This window comes from Flavobacterium gelatinilyticum (genome assembly GCF_027111295.1).
Classification (GTDB): domain Bacteria; phylum Bacteroidota; class Bacteroidia; order Flavobacteriales; family Flavobacteriaceae; genus Flavobacterium; species Flavobacterium gelatinilyticum.
Genome location: NZ_CP114287.1, coordinates 4,535,106 through 4,552,402, shown reverse-complemented (window position 1 = coordinate 4,552,402; position 17,297 = coordinate 4,535,106). Strand labels below are relative to the sequence as shown.

16 protein-coding genes are annotated in these 17,297 nt (G+C 34.5%); 12 read left to right on the top strand and 4 right to left on the bottom strand.

The features are described 5' to 3' along the window. Window positions 1-37: 37 nt before the first annotated feature. The 10 genes from dnaA to scpA all read left to right on the top strand — a co-directional run bounded on the left by dnaA (window position 38) and on the right by scpA (window position 10,530). A complete protein-coding gene (gene dnaA / locus OZP11_RS19650; RefSeq protein WP_281232195.1) occupies window positions 38-1,465 on the top strand; it encodes a chromosomal replication initiator protein DnaA in 1,428 nt (475 codons plus the stop codon). A gap of 8 nt (window positions 1,466-1,473) precedes the next feature. Further along, complete coding sequence (locus OZP11_RS19645; RefSeq protein ID WP_281232194.1) at window positions 1,474-1,941, top strand: low molecular weight protein-tyrosine-phosphatase; 468 nt, start codon at window positions 1,474-1,476, stop codon at window positions 1,939-1,941. A 60-nt stretch (window positions 1,942-2,001) separates the two neighbouring features. Then, window positions 2,002-2,715 carry an SAM-dependent methyltransferase gene (locus OZP11_RS19640; RefSeq protein WP_281232193.1) on the top strand — a complete coding sequence of 238 codons (714 nt, stop codon included), beginning with the start codon at window positions 2,002-2,004 and terminating at the stop codon, window positions 2,713-2,715. Window positions 2,716-2,736: 21 nt separating this feature from the next. Continuing rightward, on the top strand, window positions 2,737-3,528 hold the full coding sequence (locus tag OZP11_RS19635; protein ID WP_281232192.1) for an energy transducer TonB: 792 nt from the start codon (window positions 2,737-2,739) through the stop codon (window positions 3,526-3,528). 39 nt (window positions 3,529-3,567) lie between these two features. Further along, complete coding sequence (locus tag OZP11_RS19630; RefSeq protein WP_281232191.1) at window positions 3,568-4,695, top strand: methionine aminotransferase; 1,128 nt, start codon at window positions 3,568-3,570, stop codon at window positions 4,693-4,695. 77 nt (window positions 4,696-4,772) lie between these two features. Further along, complete coding sequence (locus OZP11_RS19625) at window positions 4,773-5,654, top strand: SDR family oxidoreductase (protein ID WP_281232190.1); 882 nt, start codon at window positions 4,773-4,775, stop codon at window positions 5,652-5,654. A 298-nt stretch (window positions 5,655-5,952) separates the two neighbouring features. Continuing rightward, window positions 5,953-6,561, top strand: a complete 609-nt coding sequence (udk, locus tag OZP11_RS19620; RefSeq protein ID WP_281232189.1) for a uridine kinase — start codon at window positions 5,953-5,955, stop codon at window positions 6,559-6,561. A 73-nt stretch (window positions 6,562-6,634) separates the two neighbouring features. Then, on the top strand, window positions 6,635-6,973 hold the full coding sequence (locus OZP11_RS19615; protein WP_281232188.1) for an FtsB family cell division protein: 339 nt from the start codon (window positions 6,635-6,637) through the stop codon (window positions 6,971-6,973). Between the two features lie 18 nt (window positions 6,974-6,991). Further along, entirely contained in the window at window positions 6,992-8,353 is a 1,362-nt protein-coding gene (locus tag OZP11_RS19610; protein ID WP_281232187.1) for a methylmalonyl-CoA mutase subunit beta, read from the top strand. Window positions 8,354-8,388: 35 nt separating this feature from the next. Beyond that, window positions 8,389-10,530: a methylmalonyl-CoA mutase gene (scpA, locus tag OZP11_RS19605; RefSeq protein WP_281232186.1), complete on the top strand. Its 2,142-nt coding sequence runs from the start codon at window positions 8,389-8,391 to the stop codon at window positions 10,528-10,530. Between the two features lie 36 nt (window positions 10,531-10,566). On the opposite strand, the gene OZP11_RS19600 is transcribed toward scpA, so the two are convergent. From OZP11_RS19600 to dapF, 4 genes are all read right to left on the bottom strand, one after another. Next, a complete protein-coding gene (locus tag OZP11_RS19600; RefSeq protein ID WP_281232185.1) occupies window positions 10,567-11,211 on the bottom strand; it encodes a peptidoglycan-binding protein LysM in 645 nt (214 codons plus the stop codon). 391 nt (window positions 11,212-11,602) lie between these two features. Next, a complete protein-coding gene (gene mltG, locus OZP11_RS19595; RefSeq protein WP_281232184.1) occupies window positions 11,603-12,643 on the bottom strand; it encodes an endolytic transglycosylase MltG in 1,041 nt (346 codons plus the stop codon). Between the two features lie 13 nt (window positions 12,644-12,656). Continuing rightward, window positions 12,657-13,190: a GNAT family N-acetyltransferase gene (locus tag OZP11_RS19590; protein WP_281232183.1), complete on the bottom strand. Its 534-nt coding sequence runs from the start codon at window positions 13,188-13,190 to the stop codon at window positions 12,657-12,659. A 55-nt stretch (window positions 13,191-13,245) separates the two neighbouring features. Further along, on the bottom strand, window positions 13,246-14,028 hold the full coding sequence (gene dapF / locus OZP11_RS19585; RefSeq protein WP_281232182.1) for a diaminopimelate epimerase: 783 nt from the start codon (window positions 14,026-14,028) through the stop codon (window positions 13,246-13,248). A 164-nt stretch (window positions 14,029-14,192) separates the two neighbouring features. Between dapF and OZP11_RS19580 the strand changes: the two genes are divergently transcribed. Together OZP11_RS19580 and OZP11_RS19575 are read left to right on the top strand one after the other, a co-directional pair. Beyond that, window positions 14,193-15,593 carry a trypsin-like peptidase domain-containing protein gene (locus tag OZP11_RS19580; RefSeq protein WP_281232181.1) on the top strand — a complete coding sequence of 467 codons (1,401 nt, stop codon included), beginning with the start codon at window positions 14,193-14,195 and terminating at the stop codon, window positions 15,591-15,593. A 206-nt stretch (window positions 15,594-15,799) separates the two neighbouring features. Further along, window positions 15,800-17,248, top strand: a complete 1,449-nt coding sequence (locus OZP11_RS19575; RefSeq protein ID WP_281232180.1) for a glyceraldehyde-3-phosphate dehydrogenase — start codon at window positions 15,800-15,802, stop codon at window positions 17,246-17,248. The last annotated feature ends 49 nt before the right edge of the window (window positions 17,249-17,297 follow it).

The following is a 17,297-nucleotide window of genomic DNA, read 5'->3' as shown; positions in this document are numbered from 1 at the left end:
AATCTTATATAAATAATATAAAAATTTATCTGAATCTATGACTAAAACTGCTCAATCGGTATGGGAAAACTGTTTGTCTTTCATAAAGGACAACATTCAAGATCAAGCCTACAAAACTTGGTTTGAGCCAATCAAATCAGTTGAGCTAACCGATAACGCATTATATATTCAGGTACCAAGTAAATTTTTCTACGAGTGGCTCGAAGAGCATTACGTAAAATTACTAAAAGTTGCGCTTACCAAAGAACTGGGAAAAAACGCAAAGTTACTCTATAAAATTAAAATGGAGAACACTTATGGAAACAAACAGCCTTTTACCGAGCAGCTGCCAAGTTCCAACAGAGTGCCAATGAAACCGCAGGAGGTTGATGCTCCGTTTAAAAACTTAAACCCAGAGCTTAAAAATCCGTTTGTTATTCCGGGAATCCGAAATTTAAAAATTGAATCTCAGTTAAATCCTAATTACAGTTTTGATAATTTCCTTGAAGGAGACTCAAACCGTTTAGCCCGCTCTGCAGGTATGGCTGTTGCCAACAAACCGGGAGGAACTTCTTTTAATCCATTATTGATTTTTGGAGGAGTTGGTTTAGGAAAAACTCACTTAGCACACGCTATAGGAGTTGAAGTAAAAGATAAATATCCTGAAAAAACGGTTTTATATATTTCTGCCGAAATTTTCACACAACAATATATTGACTCTGTAAAAAAGAACAATCGTAACGATTTTATTCACTTTTACCAGTTAATCGATGTTTTAATTATTGACGATGTTCAGTTTTTATCTGGAAAATCAGGAACTCAGGATGTCTTTTTCCACATTTTCAATTACCTGCACCAAAACGGAAAACAGGTAATTTTAACATCAGATAAAGCTCCTGTTGATATGCAGGATATTGAACAGCGTTTGTTGTCCCGTTTTAAATGGGGATTATCTGCAGAACTGCATCAGCCTGATTACGAAACCCGTATTTCAATCTTAAAAAACATTTTATACCGTGACGGTGTTTCTATGCCTGAAGATATTCTGGAATATGTTGCACGTAACATTAAATCGAATGTAAGAGAACTTGAAGGTGCTATTATTTCGTTAATCGCTCAGTCTTCTTTCAATAAAAAAGAAGTTACGATCGAACTGGCAAAAAGTGTAGTTGAGAAATTCGTTAAAAACGTTAAGAGAGAAATCTCTATCGAATATATCCAAAAAATTGTCTCAGATTATTTCCAGTTAGACATTGAAACACTTCAATCTAAAACGAGAAAGAGACATGTTGTTCAGGCCAGACAATTAGCGATGTTCTTTGCCAAGAAATTTACAAAAGCTTCTTTGGCAAATATTGGTTCACAAATTGGAGACCGTGATCACGCTACTGTATTACATGCCTGTAAAACGGTTGACAATTTAGTTTCTACAGACAAACAATTTAAAAAATTTGTCGAAGACATCAATAAAAAACTAACGCTTTAATACGCGCCATGCCTGTAAAAGTCTTAATGGTTTGTCTGGGGAATATCTGCAGGTCTCCTTTAGCAGAAGGAATTTTAGCCTCAAAATTACCTCAGGATAAATTTATTGTAGATTCTGCCGGCACAGGTTCCTGGCATGTTGGGCATTGCCCTGATAAACGTTCTATCGAAGTGGCCCGAAAAAACGGAATCAATATCAGCGAACAAAAAGGCAGACAAATTACCTCTTCTGATTTTGATAAATTTGATTATATCTACGTAATGGATAATTCAAATTTTCGCGATGTAGTTCACTTAGCCAAGACTCCTGAACATAAAAATAAAGTCCGTTTAATTCTAAACGAATTATTTCCAGATGAAAATGTCGACGTTCCTGATCCTTATTACGGTTCTGCAAACGGTTTTGATAATGTTTATCAAATGCTGGACGAAGTAACTGATTTAATCGCAGATCAGCTTCTAAGAAAACACTCCTAATTCAATTCAATTGTTTCTAAAACAGAGATAGTTGAATTTTTTAATTTTAAAGAAAAACACATGAAACTTCTAGGAAAATTATATCTTATTCCAACTACAATGGGCGAAAGCGATCCAATGGATGTTTTACCACAAACAGTTAGAAGAACTATAGAAGTCATTGACCATTATATTGTTGAAAACGATAAAACAGCCCGAAAATCCATAAAAGCAGTTTATCCGGAAAAAAAACAATCAGAATTGGTTCTTTTTACCTTAAACAAAAGAACTGAAACCAGCGAACATTTAGACTTCATCAAACCTTTATTAGAAGGAAAAAATATGGGATTGATGAGTGAAGCCGGATGTCCGGGCGTTGCAGATCCCGGTGCTGCAATTGTAAAACTGGCACACGAAAAAGGAATTCAGGTTGTACCTTTAGTCGGCCCTTCTTCTATCCTATTGGCGATGATGGCTTCAGGAATGAACGGCCAGAGTTTTACTTTCAACGGATATTTGCCAATTGATAAAGATGAAAAAAAATCAGCAATTCGCCATTTTGAAAAATTATCTTACGATAAAAACCAATCTCAGTTATTCATTGAAACTCCATACAGAAACAATAAACTGATTGAAGATCTTTTACAGATTTTAAGTCCTGCAACACATTTATGTATTGCGGCAGATATTACGCTTCCAACAGAATTCATCAAAACGATGAAAGTTTCTGATTGGAAAAAATTAAAAGTTGACCTTGATAAACGTCCTGCGATTTTTATCATTCATAAAATGTAAGCTAACTTTAAAACCATCATAATGAAAAAGTTTTTAATTCTGATTTTGATTTGCTTTGTACAAACTATATTTTCCCAACACAAAGAACCTGCGATCAAATCAGATCCTGATTATGTAGTTAATGGTAACGAAGAAACAACTCGTGTCGATTCCAAACCCGAATTCCGTGGTGGCTCAGAGGCTCTATATAATGACTTTATAAAAAACAATTATAGAATGCCAATTGTAAAAAACTTAAAAGGAAAAGTTTATGTCTCCTTTATAGTTGAAATAGATGGAACTTTAAGTAATATAAAAGTTTTAAGAGACATTGGATATGGAACAGGAGAAGAAGCGATTAGGGTTTTAAAATTATCTCCCAGATGGATTCCTGCAAAAAGAGACAACAAATATGTGAGATGGAATTATTCATTTCCTATAACTGTAAACGGTATCGAACCAGATCAAGCCCGAGAATTTTATGAACGTACTAATAACAATACAGTTTCACTAGTTATTGAAGAAGAAAATCAAGTATATAATACCGCTGGCTTAGAAGTAAAGCCTGAATTTCCAGGTGGCCAACAAGCATTAGAACTCTTTTTAAAAGAAAACTATAAAAATCCACAAAAAGATCTTAAAGGAAGGGTATATGTTACTTTTATTATTGAAAAAGATGGATCTTTAAGTGATATAAAAATTTTAAGAGATTTTGGATATGGGACAGGTGCTGAAGCAATTAGAGTTTTAAAAAAATCTCCAAAATGGATTCCTGGAAAACAAAATGACAAAATAGTTCGAGTTCTTTATTCTATGCCTATAATAGTAAACTAACGATTTCTCACATAAGTTTTCTCCTAATCAAACTTTATCATGAGTAAACTCCCAAACGTAACGACAAGCATTTTTACAGTAATGTCAAAAATGGCAGCCGAATACAATGCGATAAATCTTTCTCAGGGATTTCCAAATTTTCCTGTTGATGAAAGATTGACTGATATTGCAGCGAGATTAGCTAAAGAAAACGTTCATCAATATACACCAATGGCAGGTTATCCGCTGTTGATGAATAAAATTACGAAGTTAACTCAGGATTCTTACAACAGAACGATTAATCCAGACACAGAACTTTTGGTTACAGCCGGAGCAACGCAGGGAATTTTCACTTCTATTTTGGCTTTGGTAAAAGAAAATGACGAAGTAATTATTCTCGATCCGAGTTACGATTCTTACGAATCTCCTGTTTTACTTTGTAAAGCAAAACCGGTTCGTGTGGCATTGAATAACGATTATACGCCAAATTGGGAAAGAATTGAAAAAGCATGTTCTGGTAAAACCAGAATGATGATTATCAATAATCCACATAACCCGACTGGGAAAATTTTAACCGAAAATGATTTTGTTCAGTTAAAAAATCTTCTTGAAAAATATCCTGACATCATTATTTTGTCTGATGAAGTTTACGAATACATCACTTTTGAAGAAAAGCATATTTCGGCACATTCCAAAGATTTTCTTTTGGATCGTTGTGTGATGGTTTCTTCTTTCGGAAAATCATTTCACATAACGGGATGGAAAATTGGATACACAATTGCACCAGAACATTTAATGAAAGAAATCAAAAAAGTACATCAGTTTTTGGTCTTCAGTGTAAACAGTATTTCTCAGTTTGCAATCAACGAATATTTAGATGTTGTTGATGTTAATCAGCTTGGAAAATTCTATCAGGAAAAAAGAGATTATTTTAAAAAACTGCTTAAAAACAGTCAATTCGAATTAAAACCTTGCGAAGGAACCTATTTTCAGGTGGCCTCTTATGCTAATATATCAGATCAGGATGATGTAACTTTCTGCAAAAACCTTATTATCGATCATGGTGTTGCAGCTATCCCTATTTCGACTTTTTACTCTGATCATAAAGATCAAAAATTAATACGCTTTTGTTTTGCCAAAGACAACGTTACATTAGAGTCTGCCGCAAAAAAATTATGTGATATATAAAATTTGTTGAAATTTTATAACAATATTATGCATGCATCCTATTTTATTTAATTAATATTGTAAAAAGAAAAAAAAGTATGAGCTATACAGATAAAATGTTGCGAGACGATGCTTTAAAAGGTAAAGTCATTGTAGTTACCGGAGGCGGAAGTGGTTTAGGAAAAGCAATGACAAAGTATTTTTTAGAATTAGGTGCTCAGGTTGCGATTACTTCCAGAGATTTAGATAAACTGAAAAATACGGCCTCTGAACTTGAAAAAGAAACCGGAGGTAAATGTCTGCCACTTCAATGTGACGTCCGTCATTACGAGGAAGTAGAGAATATGCTTCAGGAAACCTTAAAAGCTTTTGGAAAAGTAGATGTTCTTTTGAACAATGCTGCCGGAAACTTTATCTCGCCAACGGAACGTTTATCTGCAAATGCTTTTGATACTATTATCGACATCGTTCTTAAAGGTACTAAAAACTGTACGCTTGCTTTTGGAAAACACTGGATCGACAGTAAACAAACATCAGCAGCGATTCTAAATATTGTTACGACTTATGCCTGGACAGGTTCTGCGTATGTTGTACCAAGCGCAACAGCCAAAGCGGGAGTTTTAGCCATGACCAGAAGTCTTGCTGTAGAATGGGCCAAATACGGAATCCGTTCTAACGCCATTGCTCCGGGGCCATTCCCAACTAAAGGTGCATGGGACAGATTATTGCCGGGCGATCTTTCGGAAAAATTCGATATGGCAAAAAAAGTGCCGTTGAAACGTGTTGGAGACCATCAGGAATTGGCCAATCTCGCAGCGTATTTAGTTTCTGATTTTTCAGCTTATGTAAACGGCGATGTTATTACAATTGATGGAGGTGAATGGCTGAAAGGTGCCGGACAATTCAATTTATTAGAAGCAATCCCTGAAGAACTGTGGGATCAGCTCGAAATGATGATTAAAGCAAAAAAGAATAAATAATTACAAGTGCTTACTAAATTCAGAATATTTTTTTTAAACTATACTGATTGCACGAAATCCCGACAGCAAGCTGTCGGGATTTTTTTATTATTTTAATCGCATCATAAGGTTTGAAAACAAATAAGATGTTTATAGTTTTTTACCAATATGAATGCTGGAATTTCAATGAAGTAAAAAAATAACTGAGTATATTCTGTTTAAATTAACTTACATTACTTATATGGTTTAAAAGCACATTATATGTTTAGCAATTCACTTTAATTATTATTTTTGCGAAACAAATTATAACAACAAATATATGCTCATTATAGGAATCGCAGGAGGAACAGGAAGTGGAAAAACAACGGTAGTACACCAGATTATGAATGAATTACCAGACACAGAAGTGGGGGTTATTTCTCAGGATTCTTATTATAAAGAAACTACCAATTTGTCTTTTGATGAAAGGGCTTTAATCAACTTTGACCATCCTCGCGCTATTGATTTCGAATTATTAGTAAAACATCTTAAAGCTTTAAAAGAAGGAGAAACCATTGATCAGCCTGTGTATTCTTTTATTCAGCATAACAGAACAGATGATACCGTATCGACGCATCCTAGAAAAGTAATGATTGTTGAGGGAATTTTAATTCTGACCAATCCGGAATTACGTGATATGTTTGATATTAAAATCTTTGTTCACGCTGATTCTGACGAAAGATTAATTCGTCGTTTAAAAAGAGATATTTCAGAAAGAGGTCGTGATATCGATGAAGTTTTAAACCGTTACCAGACAACATTAAAACCTATGCATGAGCAGTTTATAGAACCATCTAAAGCTTTTGCTGACATTATCATTCCAAATGACAAATACAATACAGTAGCAATTGATGTGGTTCGTGCTGTAATTAATCAGAGGATTTCATAATTTTTATCGTAAATTTAAACCATCAAAGCGGTCCAAAAGATCAAATTTATCATTAAAGAAGTAATTGTTTAAAATGAAATTTAAATTTAAAAATCCATATAAAGACAAAAAATGGTTTAAATACCTGGGCAACAAATACGTCTGGGTGCTCCTGTTTTTTGTTGTCTGGATGTTATTTTTAGACAATTACTCCTATTTTGATCATCGTTTTTTAGATGGTCAGATTAACGAGCTCCAGGATAATAAAAAATATTATCAGGACGAAATAAAAAAAGATCAGGAACAGATTAAACAACTTAAAAATCCTGAGCAAATAGAAAAATATGCCCGCGAAAAGTACTTTATGAAAAAAGACAGCGAAGATATTTACATCATTCACTTTGAAGGAGATACTATTCAGGACAAAGAATAATCAAGAAAAAAAAACTAAATGGCTAACCTATTCGACGATTTTAATCCGATTTCATCCAAACAGTGGAAACAAAAAATACAGTTTGAATTGGATGGAGCTGATTACAACGAAACCGTAATCTGGAATTCTCCCGAAGATATTCAGGTTAAACCTTTTTATCACAGAGACGAATTTACCAAATCTGCTTCGGTTACTACAAAAACATCTGATTTTAAAATCTGCCAGAATATTTTTGTTCACGATATCGAAAAATCGGTTAAAAGAGCAATTAACACATTGCAAAGAGGTGCCGAAAGCTTACGTTTTACTATTCAAAACGAAAATATTGATGTTACTTCTCTATTGAAAAATCTTCCTTTAGAGAACAAAATCGTTTACTTCAATTTAAGCTTCCTCTCAATCGATTTCGTTAAAAAATTAGACCAAATCTCGATCGAAAAAAAAGCTGTTTTTTTCTGTTGTTTAGATCCAATTGGTCATTTAGCAAAAGAGGGAAACTGGTTTTTAACTTCGGATAAAAATAATTTTGAAACGATTGAAAAAATCTCAAAAGAGACGACAAACCTTTCATTATTAAGTATCGATTCTGGTTTGTACCAAAATTCCGGTGCCAATATTACACAACAAATTGCCTATAGTTTAGCGCATGCCAACGAATATCTGAATCGTTTTCAGAATTTTACAAAACCAATGGTTTTTCAAATAGCAGTTGGAACAAATTACTTTTTTGAAATTGCTAAACTTCGTGCTTTACGAATGCTTTTTAAACTGATCGCTGCCGAATATAATCCTGATCTGGATTGTCATTTTTTGGTAACGCCAACAAAACGAAACAAGACGATTTATGATTATAATGTAAATATGCTGCGAACTACAACCGAATGTATGTCGGCTATTTTGGGCGGTGCAGATGCCGTAGCTAATTTACCTTATGATTCTTTATATCACAAGGACAATGAATTTGGAGACAGAATTGCCCGAAATCAATTATTAGTTTTAAAACACGAAAGTTATTTTGATAAAGTTGATAATCCGGCAGACGGAAGTTATTATATCGAAAGCCTGACCATGCAATTGGCAGAAAAAAGTCTGACTTTATTTAAGGATATTGAATCTAACGGAGGATTTTTAAAACTTCTGAATGACGGAACTATAAAAAAGAAAATTCAGGAAAGTGCCAATAAAGAGCAGGAATTATTCGATTCAAAAAAAGAGATTTTACTGGGTACAAATAAATATCCTAACAACGAAGACAAAATGAAACATGATTTAGAGCTGTTTCCTTTTGTAAAAATCAAGCCGAGAAAAACATTAATTACACCTATAATCGAAAAAAGATTAGCTGAAAAGCTGGAACAGGAAAGACTGGAGCTGGAATAATGTAATGTAATTAATTCAAAAAAAGAAAAGTGTCTATGATAAGAAAAGACCTTAAACATATAAAGTTAGAAGTTAAAAATGCCACGTTAAGCGATCAAACGCATAATGCTTCGCACTTAACCCAAAACTTCACTACAGCTGAGGGAATCGAAATTAAAAAAAACTATTCTGAAAAAGATATAGAAGATTTAGAATTTCTGGATTTTGGAGCAGGCTTTACGCCAAACCTACGCGGACCATACGCTACTATGTACGTTCGTCGTCCGTGGACGATTCGTCAGTACGCTGGATTTTCTACTGCAGAAGAAAGTAATGCTTTCTACAGAAGAAATCTGGCTGCGGGTCAAAAAGGACTTTCTATAGCTTTTGATTTACCAACACACCGCGGTTACGATTCAGATCATGAACGTGTAGTTGGCGATGTTGGAAAAGCAGGCGTAGCAATCGATTCGGTTGAAGATATGAAAGTATTGTTTGACCAGATTCCGCTGAACGAAATGTCGGTTTCAATGACCATGAATGGTGCAGTCCTGCCTATTATGGCTTTTTATATTGTAGCTGCCGAAGAACAGGGCGTTGAACTTAATAAACTTTCAGGAACCATTCAAAATGACATTTTGAAAGAATTCATGGTTCGAAATACGTATATCTATCCTCCTGCTCCATCGATGAAAATTATTGCGGATATTTTTGAATTTACCAGCAAAAAAATGCCAAAATTCAATTCTATATCCATATCCGGATATCACATGCAGGAAGCCGGAGCAACAGCTGATATTGAATTGGCTTATACTCTTGCAGATGGTTTAGAATATATTCGAACAGGTTTATCAACAGGAATGACGATTGATGAATTTGCTCCCCGCCTTTCTTTCTTTTGGGCTATTGGAATGAACCATTTTATGGAAATTGCAAAAATGCGTGCAGGCCGAATGATCTGGGCAAAACTGATTCAGCAGTTTAATCCGAAAAGCGATAAATCATTAGCATTACGAACACATTGCCAGACAAGCGGGTGGAGTTTAACAGAACAGGATCCGTTTAATAATGTTGCCAGAACCTGTATCGAAGCAGCAGCGGCAGCTTTTGGCGGAACACAATCACTTCATACAAATGCATTAGACGAGGCGATTGCTCTTCCAACAGATTTCTCTGCCAGAATCGCCCGCAATACACAAATTTATCTGCAGGAAGAAACTAAAATTACCAAAACAGTTGATCCCTGGGGAGGCAGTTATTACGTTGAATCTTTGACTAATGAAATTTTAGAAAATACCTGGAAACTTATAAATGAAGTCGAAGAATTAGGCGGTATGACCAAAGCTATTGAAGCAGGAATACCAAAACTTCGAATTGAAGAGGCTGCTGCACGAAAGCAGGCACGCATAGACAGCGGACAGGATATTATTGTTGGAGTAAATAAATTCAGATTAGAAAAAGAAGATCCGCTGCAGATTTTAGATGTTGACAACCAAATGGTCCGTAAACAGCAAATTGAGCGATTGGAAGAAATAAAAGCAAAACGAGATGCTCAAAAAGTAAATGAGTCCCTTGAAAAATTAATTCATTGTGCTAAAACCGGAGAAGGAAACTTGTTAGAAATCGCTGTTGAAGCTGCCCGAAACAGAGCAACGTTAGGCGAAATAAGTTTTGCTCTCGAAAGTATTTTCGGAAGGTTTAAAGCACAGATTAAATCTTTTAGCGGTGTGTACAGTGCAGCAATAAAAAACGACGAGAACTTTGAAAAAGCAAAGCAGTTAGCAGATGTGTTTGCTAAACAGGAAGGAAGACGTCCCAGAATTATGATTGCCAAAATGGGACAGGATGGGCACGATCGAGGTGCAAAAGTAGTAGCTACAGGTTATGCCGATGTTGGATTTGACGTGGATATAGGTCCATTATTTCAAACTCCGGCAGAAGCAGCTAAACAGGCTGTCGAAAATGATGTGCATATTTTAGGTGTTTCCTCTTTGGCCGCAGGACATAAAACACTTGTTCCTCAGGTTATCGAAGAACTAAAAAAACATGATCGTGAAGATATTATGGTAATTGTAGGAGGTGTAATTCCGGCGCAGGACTATCAGTTTTTATTTGATGCCGGCGCTGCAGCCATTTTTGGTCCCGGAACCAAAATCAGCGAAGCTGCAATACAAATCCTTGAAATATTAATAGATTAGTTTATTTCAAAAAAAAGTCCCGAATCGGGACTTTTTTTAGTCGTTAATTGTGGCATTGTTATCTGCCTCAATAAAAGAAAGGTCATAGCCTGAAAAATCTCTTAAATAACTTTTTAATGAAGTTCCAAATGCATCTCTAAAATGCCTGTTGCCACCATGTCTAAAAAAGTTTTTTACTGATCCGGCGCCTCCTAAATGGGCTGCTGCCAAAATTCCCGATTCGGTAATTTTAACCCCATTAATGATTTTCCCTTCATATCTTTCGATTTCTTTGCGTAAAATCCATTTGTTTTTAGATAATAATGCTACGAAAGCTTTTTCCTGGAGTGCAGGATCTTTTAGGAAATCTTTGTCATCGCTGACACCAATAGCGCGTAAGGCTTTTGAACCAAACTGATATTTTCCCATATAGCCCAGTGAATTTACAAGTCTGTATTTTCCCTGAGATTCTTTAAAAGCAACTGCTTCTTTGAAACCGATAAGACGTTTTCCGGTATATGGAACGTTAAGATTTATTTTAGGATAATCATCCTTTTCTTCAGATGGAAATATGTATTCCGATCCATCTGTTTTCTCCGTCAAAAACCAAGGTTTGGTTTCTTTAGTAAAGGGTTTAAAACCCAAACTTAAAAATGTAATAATTACGATCAAACTCGCATAAAAATACCACTTCTTTATCATAAATTGTTTTTCTTCAAATCACTGTCACTTCTTTGAAATTTCTACGCTGCAAAGGTAACTAAAAACAAAAAAATCTAATTATCAACGGTTTAGCGGATTTTCAAAATATACCTAATCTTTACTAATCCCTTTAATGACGGTCATTTCCAGAAGAATCGTACATAATTATTAAGTCCTCAAAAACAGAAAAATTAAATCCAAAAAAATGCAATTTTATATCAATTTTAGCAGAATTCGTTAAAAAAGAAAGAAAAAGATTACAATTTAAAATGTAAATTTTGTAAGATTTTTATTTTTATATAAAAAAATAAGCTTTCAAAGGAAAGCTCATTTTAGAGAAGATTGAAAGCTTTTTTGAATAACTTTTTGAAAAGTAATCTTTATTTTTTTGTTATCGGGTTACTCCTTGTTTAGCAATCCAGTCTGAATATCTTTTTGCATTTTTTTGATGCTCTTCATAACTGGCTGCAAATTCATGATAACCAAAACGGTCAACGCTTGCACAAAAATAAATATAATCGTGTTTTTCCGGATTTAAAACTGCTTCAAGAGCTGTAATATCAGCCATTGCAATTGGTCCCGGAGGAAGTCCGATATTTACATATGTATTGTAAGGAGATTTCATAATCAAATCATTATAAAACACGCGTTTTATAACCTGATCAAAATCGTTATCTCGTAATTTTAAAGCATAAATTACTGTTGGGTCTGCCTGAAGGGGCATTTCGAGACGAAGACGGTTTAAATAAACTCCCGCAATTCGAGGTCTTTCGTCCTTTTTAACTGATTCTTTATGAACAATAGAAGCTAAAATTGAAACCTGAACCGGAGTCAGCCCTTGTTTTTTTGCCTGCTCAATTCTTTCCGGAGTCCAGAATTTATGATATTCCTTGATCATTTTGTCACGGAATTTTTCTGCAGATGTATTCCAGTATACTTCATAAGTATTAGGTATAAACATGGCAAAAACATTTTCTTCATTAAATCCGTTTGTTTTTAAGAAAGTAGAATCTCTAAAAGCTTTCATTAAAGATAAACTGTCGGCTTCAATTTCAGAACCAACTCTTCCTGCAAAATTTTCCAAACGCTCCTGATTATTAAAAGCCAGTTTCACAGGAATATTAGATCTCATAGCACGAACCAAGTCGATATTATTCATATCTTTTTTCAAAAGAAAGCGCCCTGATTTCACATTTTCAGGATAGCTCCTTTTACTCGCAACCAATTCAAAATTGTCAAAATTCTTAATGTAAGGCGCTAATATCTTTTTTACATCACTGTAAGAGGCATCTGTAGGCACGTGAACGTAAACTTCTTTTTCTTCAAATTTAGTATTGGCACTAAATATTTTGCTGATTAAAATAAAACCGTAAATCAGTAAAACAGAAATTACGGCTACAGCGGTTATTGTAATAATTTTTTTCAATTTCAAAGCTTCTAAAGTTTTAAATGTTTTTATTGATTAACTGGTAAATTGCTTCATCATAATAGTGGTTGTCCAGCAAAATCCAGTCTTTCTTAATTCCTATTTTCTCAAAACCAAATTTAGTAAAAAGAGCTATACTTGCTTCATTATTTGTACTAATATTTGCATAAAGCTGATGCAGGTTTAAATTGTGAAAAGAATATTTAATCAAAAGTTCTAATGCCTCTGAACCAATATTCTGCCCTCGATTTTCCTTCTTCTCAATTACGATACCAACCCCAGCTCTGTTATTTTTGGGGTCAAATTCAAATAAATCTATAAGTCCAATCGCCGGAAAATCATCATCCTGACAAATAGCCAGACGCAATTGCCGGGCTTCATAAATATCCTGTCGGGCATTTTCAAGATACTGTCTAATCAAATAACGACTGTAAGGTGTGTTGGTATTGCTGACTTCCCAAATACTCTGATCATTTTCCATAGAATATACAAATTCCAGATCTTCAGGTTCAAGTGCCCTAAGATAAATTGATTCTCCTTTGAGTGTAATCATAATTGCTTTTTGATTTTAGAGTGTCGAGTGTTGGGATTTAAAAATTTGTATTTTATTAAATCTCTATTGTTCCTTTAAAAACAAATTTTGCAGGTCCGGTTAGAAAAACATTGGTAAAATGCTCACCGTTTTTATCAAAAGAAACCACCAGTTTTCCTCCTTCTACATTTAAATTAATTGAGGTTTTATCTGTCTGTCCTGTGGCATTCATGGCAATAGCGACAGCTGTTGCTCCAGTTCCGCAGGCTAAGGTTTCATCTTCAACCCCTCTTTCATAGGTACGAAGAGAAAAAGTACCGTCATCGACTTTTTTTACGAAATTAATATTACTTCCTTTTTCACCGTACAATTCTCCATAGCGAATTGTGGCACCATTTTCTTTTACATTATAATGCTCCAGATCTTCGACAATCTGAACGTGATGCGGCGAACCTGTATTTAAAAAAGTATACGAATCCTTTTTTTGCACTTCGTCAACATCAATCATTTGAAGCGAAACAATAGCATCTTCTCCCACAGTTGCATGATGCAGTCCGTCAGTAGCGATAAATGTCGTTTTGTCATCAATAACACCAAGCTGATTGGCAAAAGCAACCAGGCATCGGCCGCCATTTCCACACATCGAACTTTGGTTGCCGTCAGAGTTATAATATACCATTCTAAAATCGGTTTCAGAATCATTTTCTAATAAAATAAGTCCATCAGCACCAATCCCGAAACGTCTGTCACACAGGCGTTCAATAAGTTTTACATCTTCTTTTGGAAAGAAATCCGAACGATTATCAATCATTACAAAATCGTTCCCGGTTCCTTGATATTTATAAAATTCTATCTGCATTTTTTAGTTGTTAGAAGTACAAAAGTACGAACTATTAATTAATGAAATGTTAATCATTGTTAAAGAGCGTTAAACCATTTTCCGAAATAATTTTTTGGTATAATTTTACGTTGTAAATGTTAAAATACCAATACATAAAATAACTTAAAAACATAAATTGTAATATGAAAAAATTTTCAACCTTATTTTTAGTTTCACTGCTAAGCGGTGCTACTACCCTTGGTGCTTACAAGTTATTATTTGACAATGGTGGTTCTTTTTTTGGAAAAGGAAATTCTGTTGTTACCCTGGCTCCTAATTCATACGGAAAAACAGTTGGATTACCGGGAGAGGCAGTTGATTTTACCGAAGCTGCAGACAAAACAATCCATACCGTTGTTCACGTTAAAAACGTATCGAGAAGAACGGTAAGCAACCCAATGCTGGAATTCTTTTACGGATATGGCGGACAACAACAGCAGGAACAAGTAGGAACGGGTTCCGGTGTAATTATTTCAGAAGACGGGTATATCGTAACGAATAATCACGTTATTAAAGATGCATCTGAAATTGAAATTACTTTAAACAACAAAAAATCTTATAAAGCCAAACTTATAGGAACAGATTCTAAAATGGACATCGCATTATTAAAAATTAATGCCGATGAAAAATTACCTTACACTGCTTTTGCAAATTCAGACAGTGTAAAAATTGGTGAATGGGTTTTAGCAGTTGGTAATCCGTATAACTTAACGTCTACGGTTACTGCCGGAATTGTTTCGGCGAAAGCCAGAAACTTAGACCAAAGCGGTATTCAATCGTTTATTCAGACCGATGCAGCGGTTAATCCGGGTAATAGCGGTGGGGCATTAGTGAATACAAGAGGTGAATTAATTGGAATTAACACCATGATTTCGTCTATGACAGGATCTTATGTTGGATATTCATTCGCAGTTCCGTCTAATATCGCACGAAAAATCATCGAAGATATCATGGAATATGGAAATGTTCAAAGAGGAATTCTGGGTGTTGAAGGAGGCGAACTAAACAGCACAGCATCTAAAGAACTGGGAATTTCTGAAACACAAGGTTTCTATATCAACAAAGTTTCTAAAAACTCGGGTGCAGAAAAAGCAGGTCTTGCTAAAGGTGATATTATCGTTAAACTAGATGAACAAAATATTTCAACTTTTGCTGATCTTTCAGGTTACATCAACACAAAACGCCCTAATGATGTCGTAAAAGTAACGTACATCAAAGAAGGAAAAACGAAAACTGTTCCTGTAACTTTAAGCAAAAATGAATTCTTCAGCACAGAATTTAAAGGAATTGAATTAGAAAATATCGACGCAGCTGATAAAAAGAAATTCAGAATTGATTATGGTGTAAAAATTAAAAATATCACTAACGAGAATTTAATGCAGTATCAAAATGAATTACAAGGAAATATCATCCTTAGTATTGATAATGTAAAAGCAACAAACGTTGAAACTGTTTCGAAACTTTTAAATAAAAAAGACGAAGGTCAAAGTGTAAGAATTGAAATGATCAACAAAAACGGAGAGATATTTAGAGTTATTATATAAGTCGCAATTATCAGTTTACAATTTTTTAGTATACAGTCTCCGTTTGTAGTTTTAAACTGAGACTGAAAACTTAAAAAAAGCCATCTTAAGAAAATTAAGGTGGCTTTTTTGTTTTAAAAATAAATGCTAAAATAGTTTACGAAATCGATTGAAATAGATACTTTTGCCCAAAATTTTAAAATAGTGAGCATTTTATTTTTTCAATTATGAGTAACAAATCATTGTACCAAAAAGAGGTAACATTACAAGTAGACCGACGAAAAGCCGGTGTAGAACTAATCAAAATCATAAGCGATTTATGGTATGATAAATCCATTGAAATGGTTTTATTCAAAAATCAGTTACTGGATAAAAACGTCAGCGATATTATCAACCTTCACCAATATGCAGGTGAATTTGTGGGCAAGCCTATCACGATTTTTGATTCGGTTGAAATTGCAAAAGTGGTTTTATCATTAGATCTTCCACCTGCCAAAATTGACCTTGGAAAACTGACTTACGAATATCGTTTAGAAGATGAAAAGTATCCGGATGCCCGATATTTTGTTATTGAACAGCTAAAAAAAGCAAAATCTTCTAAAGAAATTCAGCCCAAAGATGTTGTATTGTATGGCTTTGGAAGAATTGGACGTTTATTAGCCCGGGAATTAATGTCTAAAACCGGAAAAGGAAATCAATTGCGCCTGAGAGCGATTGTGACCCGTGATAAAAATGATGCATCAAGTTTAGAGAAACGAGCTTCTCTATTGCGATATGATTCTATTCACGGAGATTTTCAGGGATCTGTAACTGCTGATACTAAAAACAATGCTTTAATTATCAATGGAACAACTGTTCATATCATAACCGCAAACTCTCCGGAAGAGATCGATTATACTTTATACGGAATTAATGATGCTTTAGTAATAGATAATACCGGAGCTTTTACAACAGAAGAAGCATTAAAAAGGCATTTAACTTCAAACGGAGTAAGCAAAGTTCTTCTGACCGCCCCCGGAAAAGGAGTTCCTAATATTGTACATGGTGTCAATCATACTGATTTTAATCCTGATGAAACAAATATATTTTCAGCTGCATCTTGTACTACAAATGCCATCACTCCAATATTGAAAGTTGTTGAAGAAACTCTGGGAGTTGTAAAAGGGCATCTTGAAACCATTCATGCCTACACAAATGACCAGAATCTGGTTGATAATATGCATAAAAAATACCGTCGCGGCAGAGCTGCAGCTCTCAATATGGTAATTACAGAAACCGGAGCCGGAAGTGCTGTGGCAAAAGCTTTACCATCATTGGAAGGAAAATTAACTTCAAATGCTATTCGTGTTCCTGTTCCTAACGGATCTCTTGTAATTTTAAATTTAGAAGTTAAAAAAGCAACGTCAATTGCAGGAATCAATAAAATCATGAAGAAATATGCTCTTGAAGGAGAACTGGTAGAGCAGATAAAATATTCTCTAAATAACGAACTTGTTTCATCAGACATTGTTGGAACGTCTGCTCCTTCCATTTATGACAGCAATGCTGTAATTGTTTCAAAAGATGGAAAAAACATAGTTTTATACATCTGGTATGATAACGAATATGGATACAGCCACCAAGTTATTCGCTTAGCAAAATATATTGCCAAAGTAAGACGTTATACTTATTATTAATTCAAACAAAAGCTAACCGACTTAAAGTCATCAGGTTTCCTGATGGCTT

Excerpts from the sequence above, each read along its gene's own strand:
- OZP11_RS19645 (WP_281232194.1), top strand. The coding sequence starts at position 1,474 with ATGCCTGTAAAAGTCTTAATGGTTTGTCTGGGGAATATCTGCAGGTCT.
- OZP11_RS19600 (WP_281232185.1), bottom strand. The coding sequence starts at position 11,211 with ATGATAAAGAAGTGGTATTTTTATGCGAGTTTGATCGTAATTATTACA.
- dapF (WP_281232182.1), bottom strand. The coding sequence starts at position 14,028 with ATGCAGATAGAATTTTATAAATATCAAGGAACCGGGAACGATTTTGTA.
- OZP11_RS19640 (WP_281232193.1), top strand. The coding sequence starts at position 2,002 with ATGAAACTTCTAGGAAAATTATATCTTATTCCAACTACAATGGGCGAA.
- OZP11_RS19630 (WP_281232191.1), top strand. The coding sequence starts at position 3,568 with ATGAGTAAACTCCCAAACGTAACGACAAGCATTTTTACAGTAATGTCA.
- OZP11_RS19590 (WP_281232183.1), bottom strand. The coding sequence starts at position 13,190 with ATGATTACACTCAAAGGAGAATCAATTTATCTTAGGGCACTTGAACCT.
- OZP11_RS19625 (WP_281232190.1), top strand. The coding sequence starts at position 4,773 with ATGAGCTATACAGATAAAATGTTGCGAGACGATGCTTTAAAAGGTAAA.
- OZP11_RS19580 (WP_281232181.1), top strand. The coding sequence starts at position 14,193 with ATGAAAAAATTTTCAACCTTATTTTTAGTTTCACTGCTAAGCGGTGCT.
- udk (WP_281232189.1), top strand. The coding sequence starts at position 5,953 with ATGCTCATTATAGGAATCGCAGGAGGAACAGGAAGTGGAAAAACAACG.
- dnaA (WP_281232195.1), top strand. The coding sequence starts at position 38 with ATGACTAAAACTGCTCAATCGGTATGGGAAAACTGTTTGTCTTTCATA.
- OZP11_RS19635 (WP_281232192.1), top strand. The coding sequence starts at position 2,737 with ATGAAAAAGTTTTTAATTCTGATTTTGATTTGCTTTGTACAAACTATA.
- OZP11_RS19610 (WP_281232187.1), top strand. The coding sequence starts at position 6,992 with ATGGCTAACCTATTCGACGATTTTAATCCGATTTCATCCAAACAGTGG.
- scpA (WP_281232186.1), top strand. The coding sequence starts at position 8,389 with ATGATAAGAAAAGACCTTAAACATATAAAGTTAGAAGTTAAAAATGCC.
- OZP11_RS19575 (WP_281232180.1), top strand. The coding sequence starts at position 15,800 with ATGAGTAACAAATCATTGTACCAAAAAGAGGTAACATTACAAGTAGAC.
- OZP11_RS19615 (WP_281232188.1), top strand. The coding sequence starts at position 6,635 with ATGAAATTTAAATTTAAAAATCCATATAAAGACAAAAAATGGTTTAAA.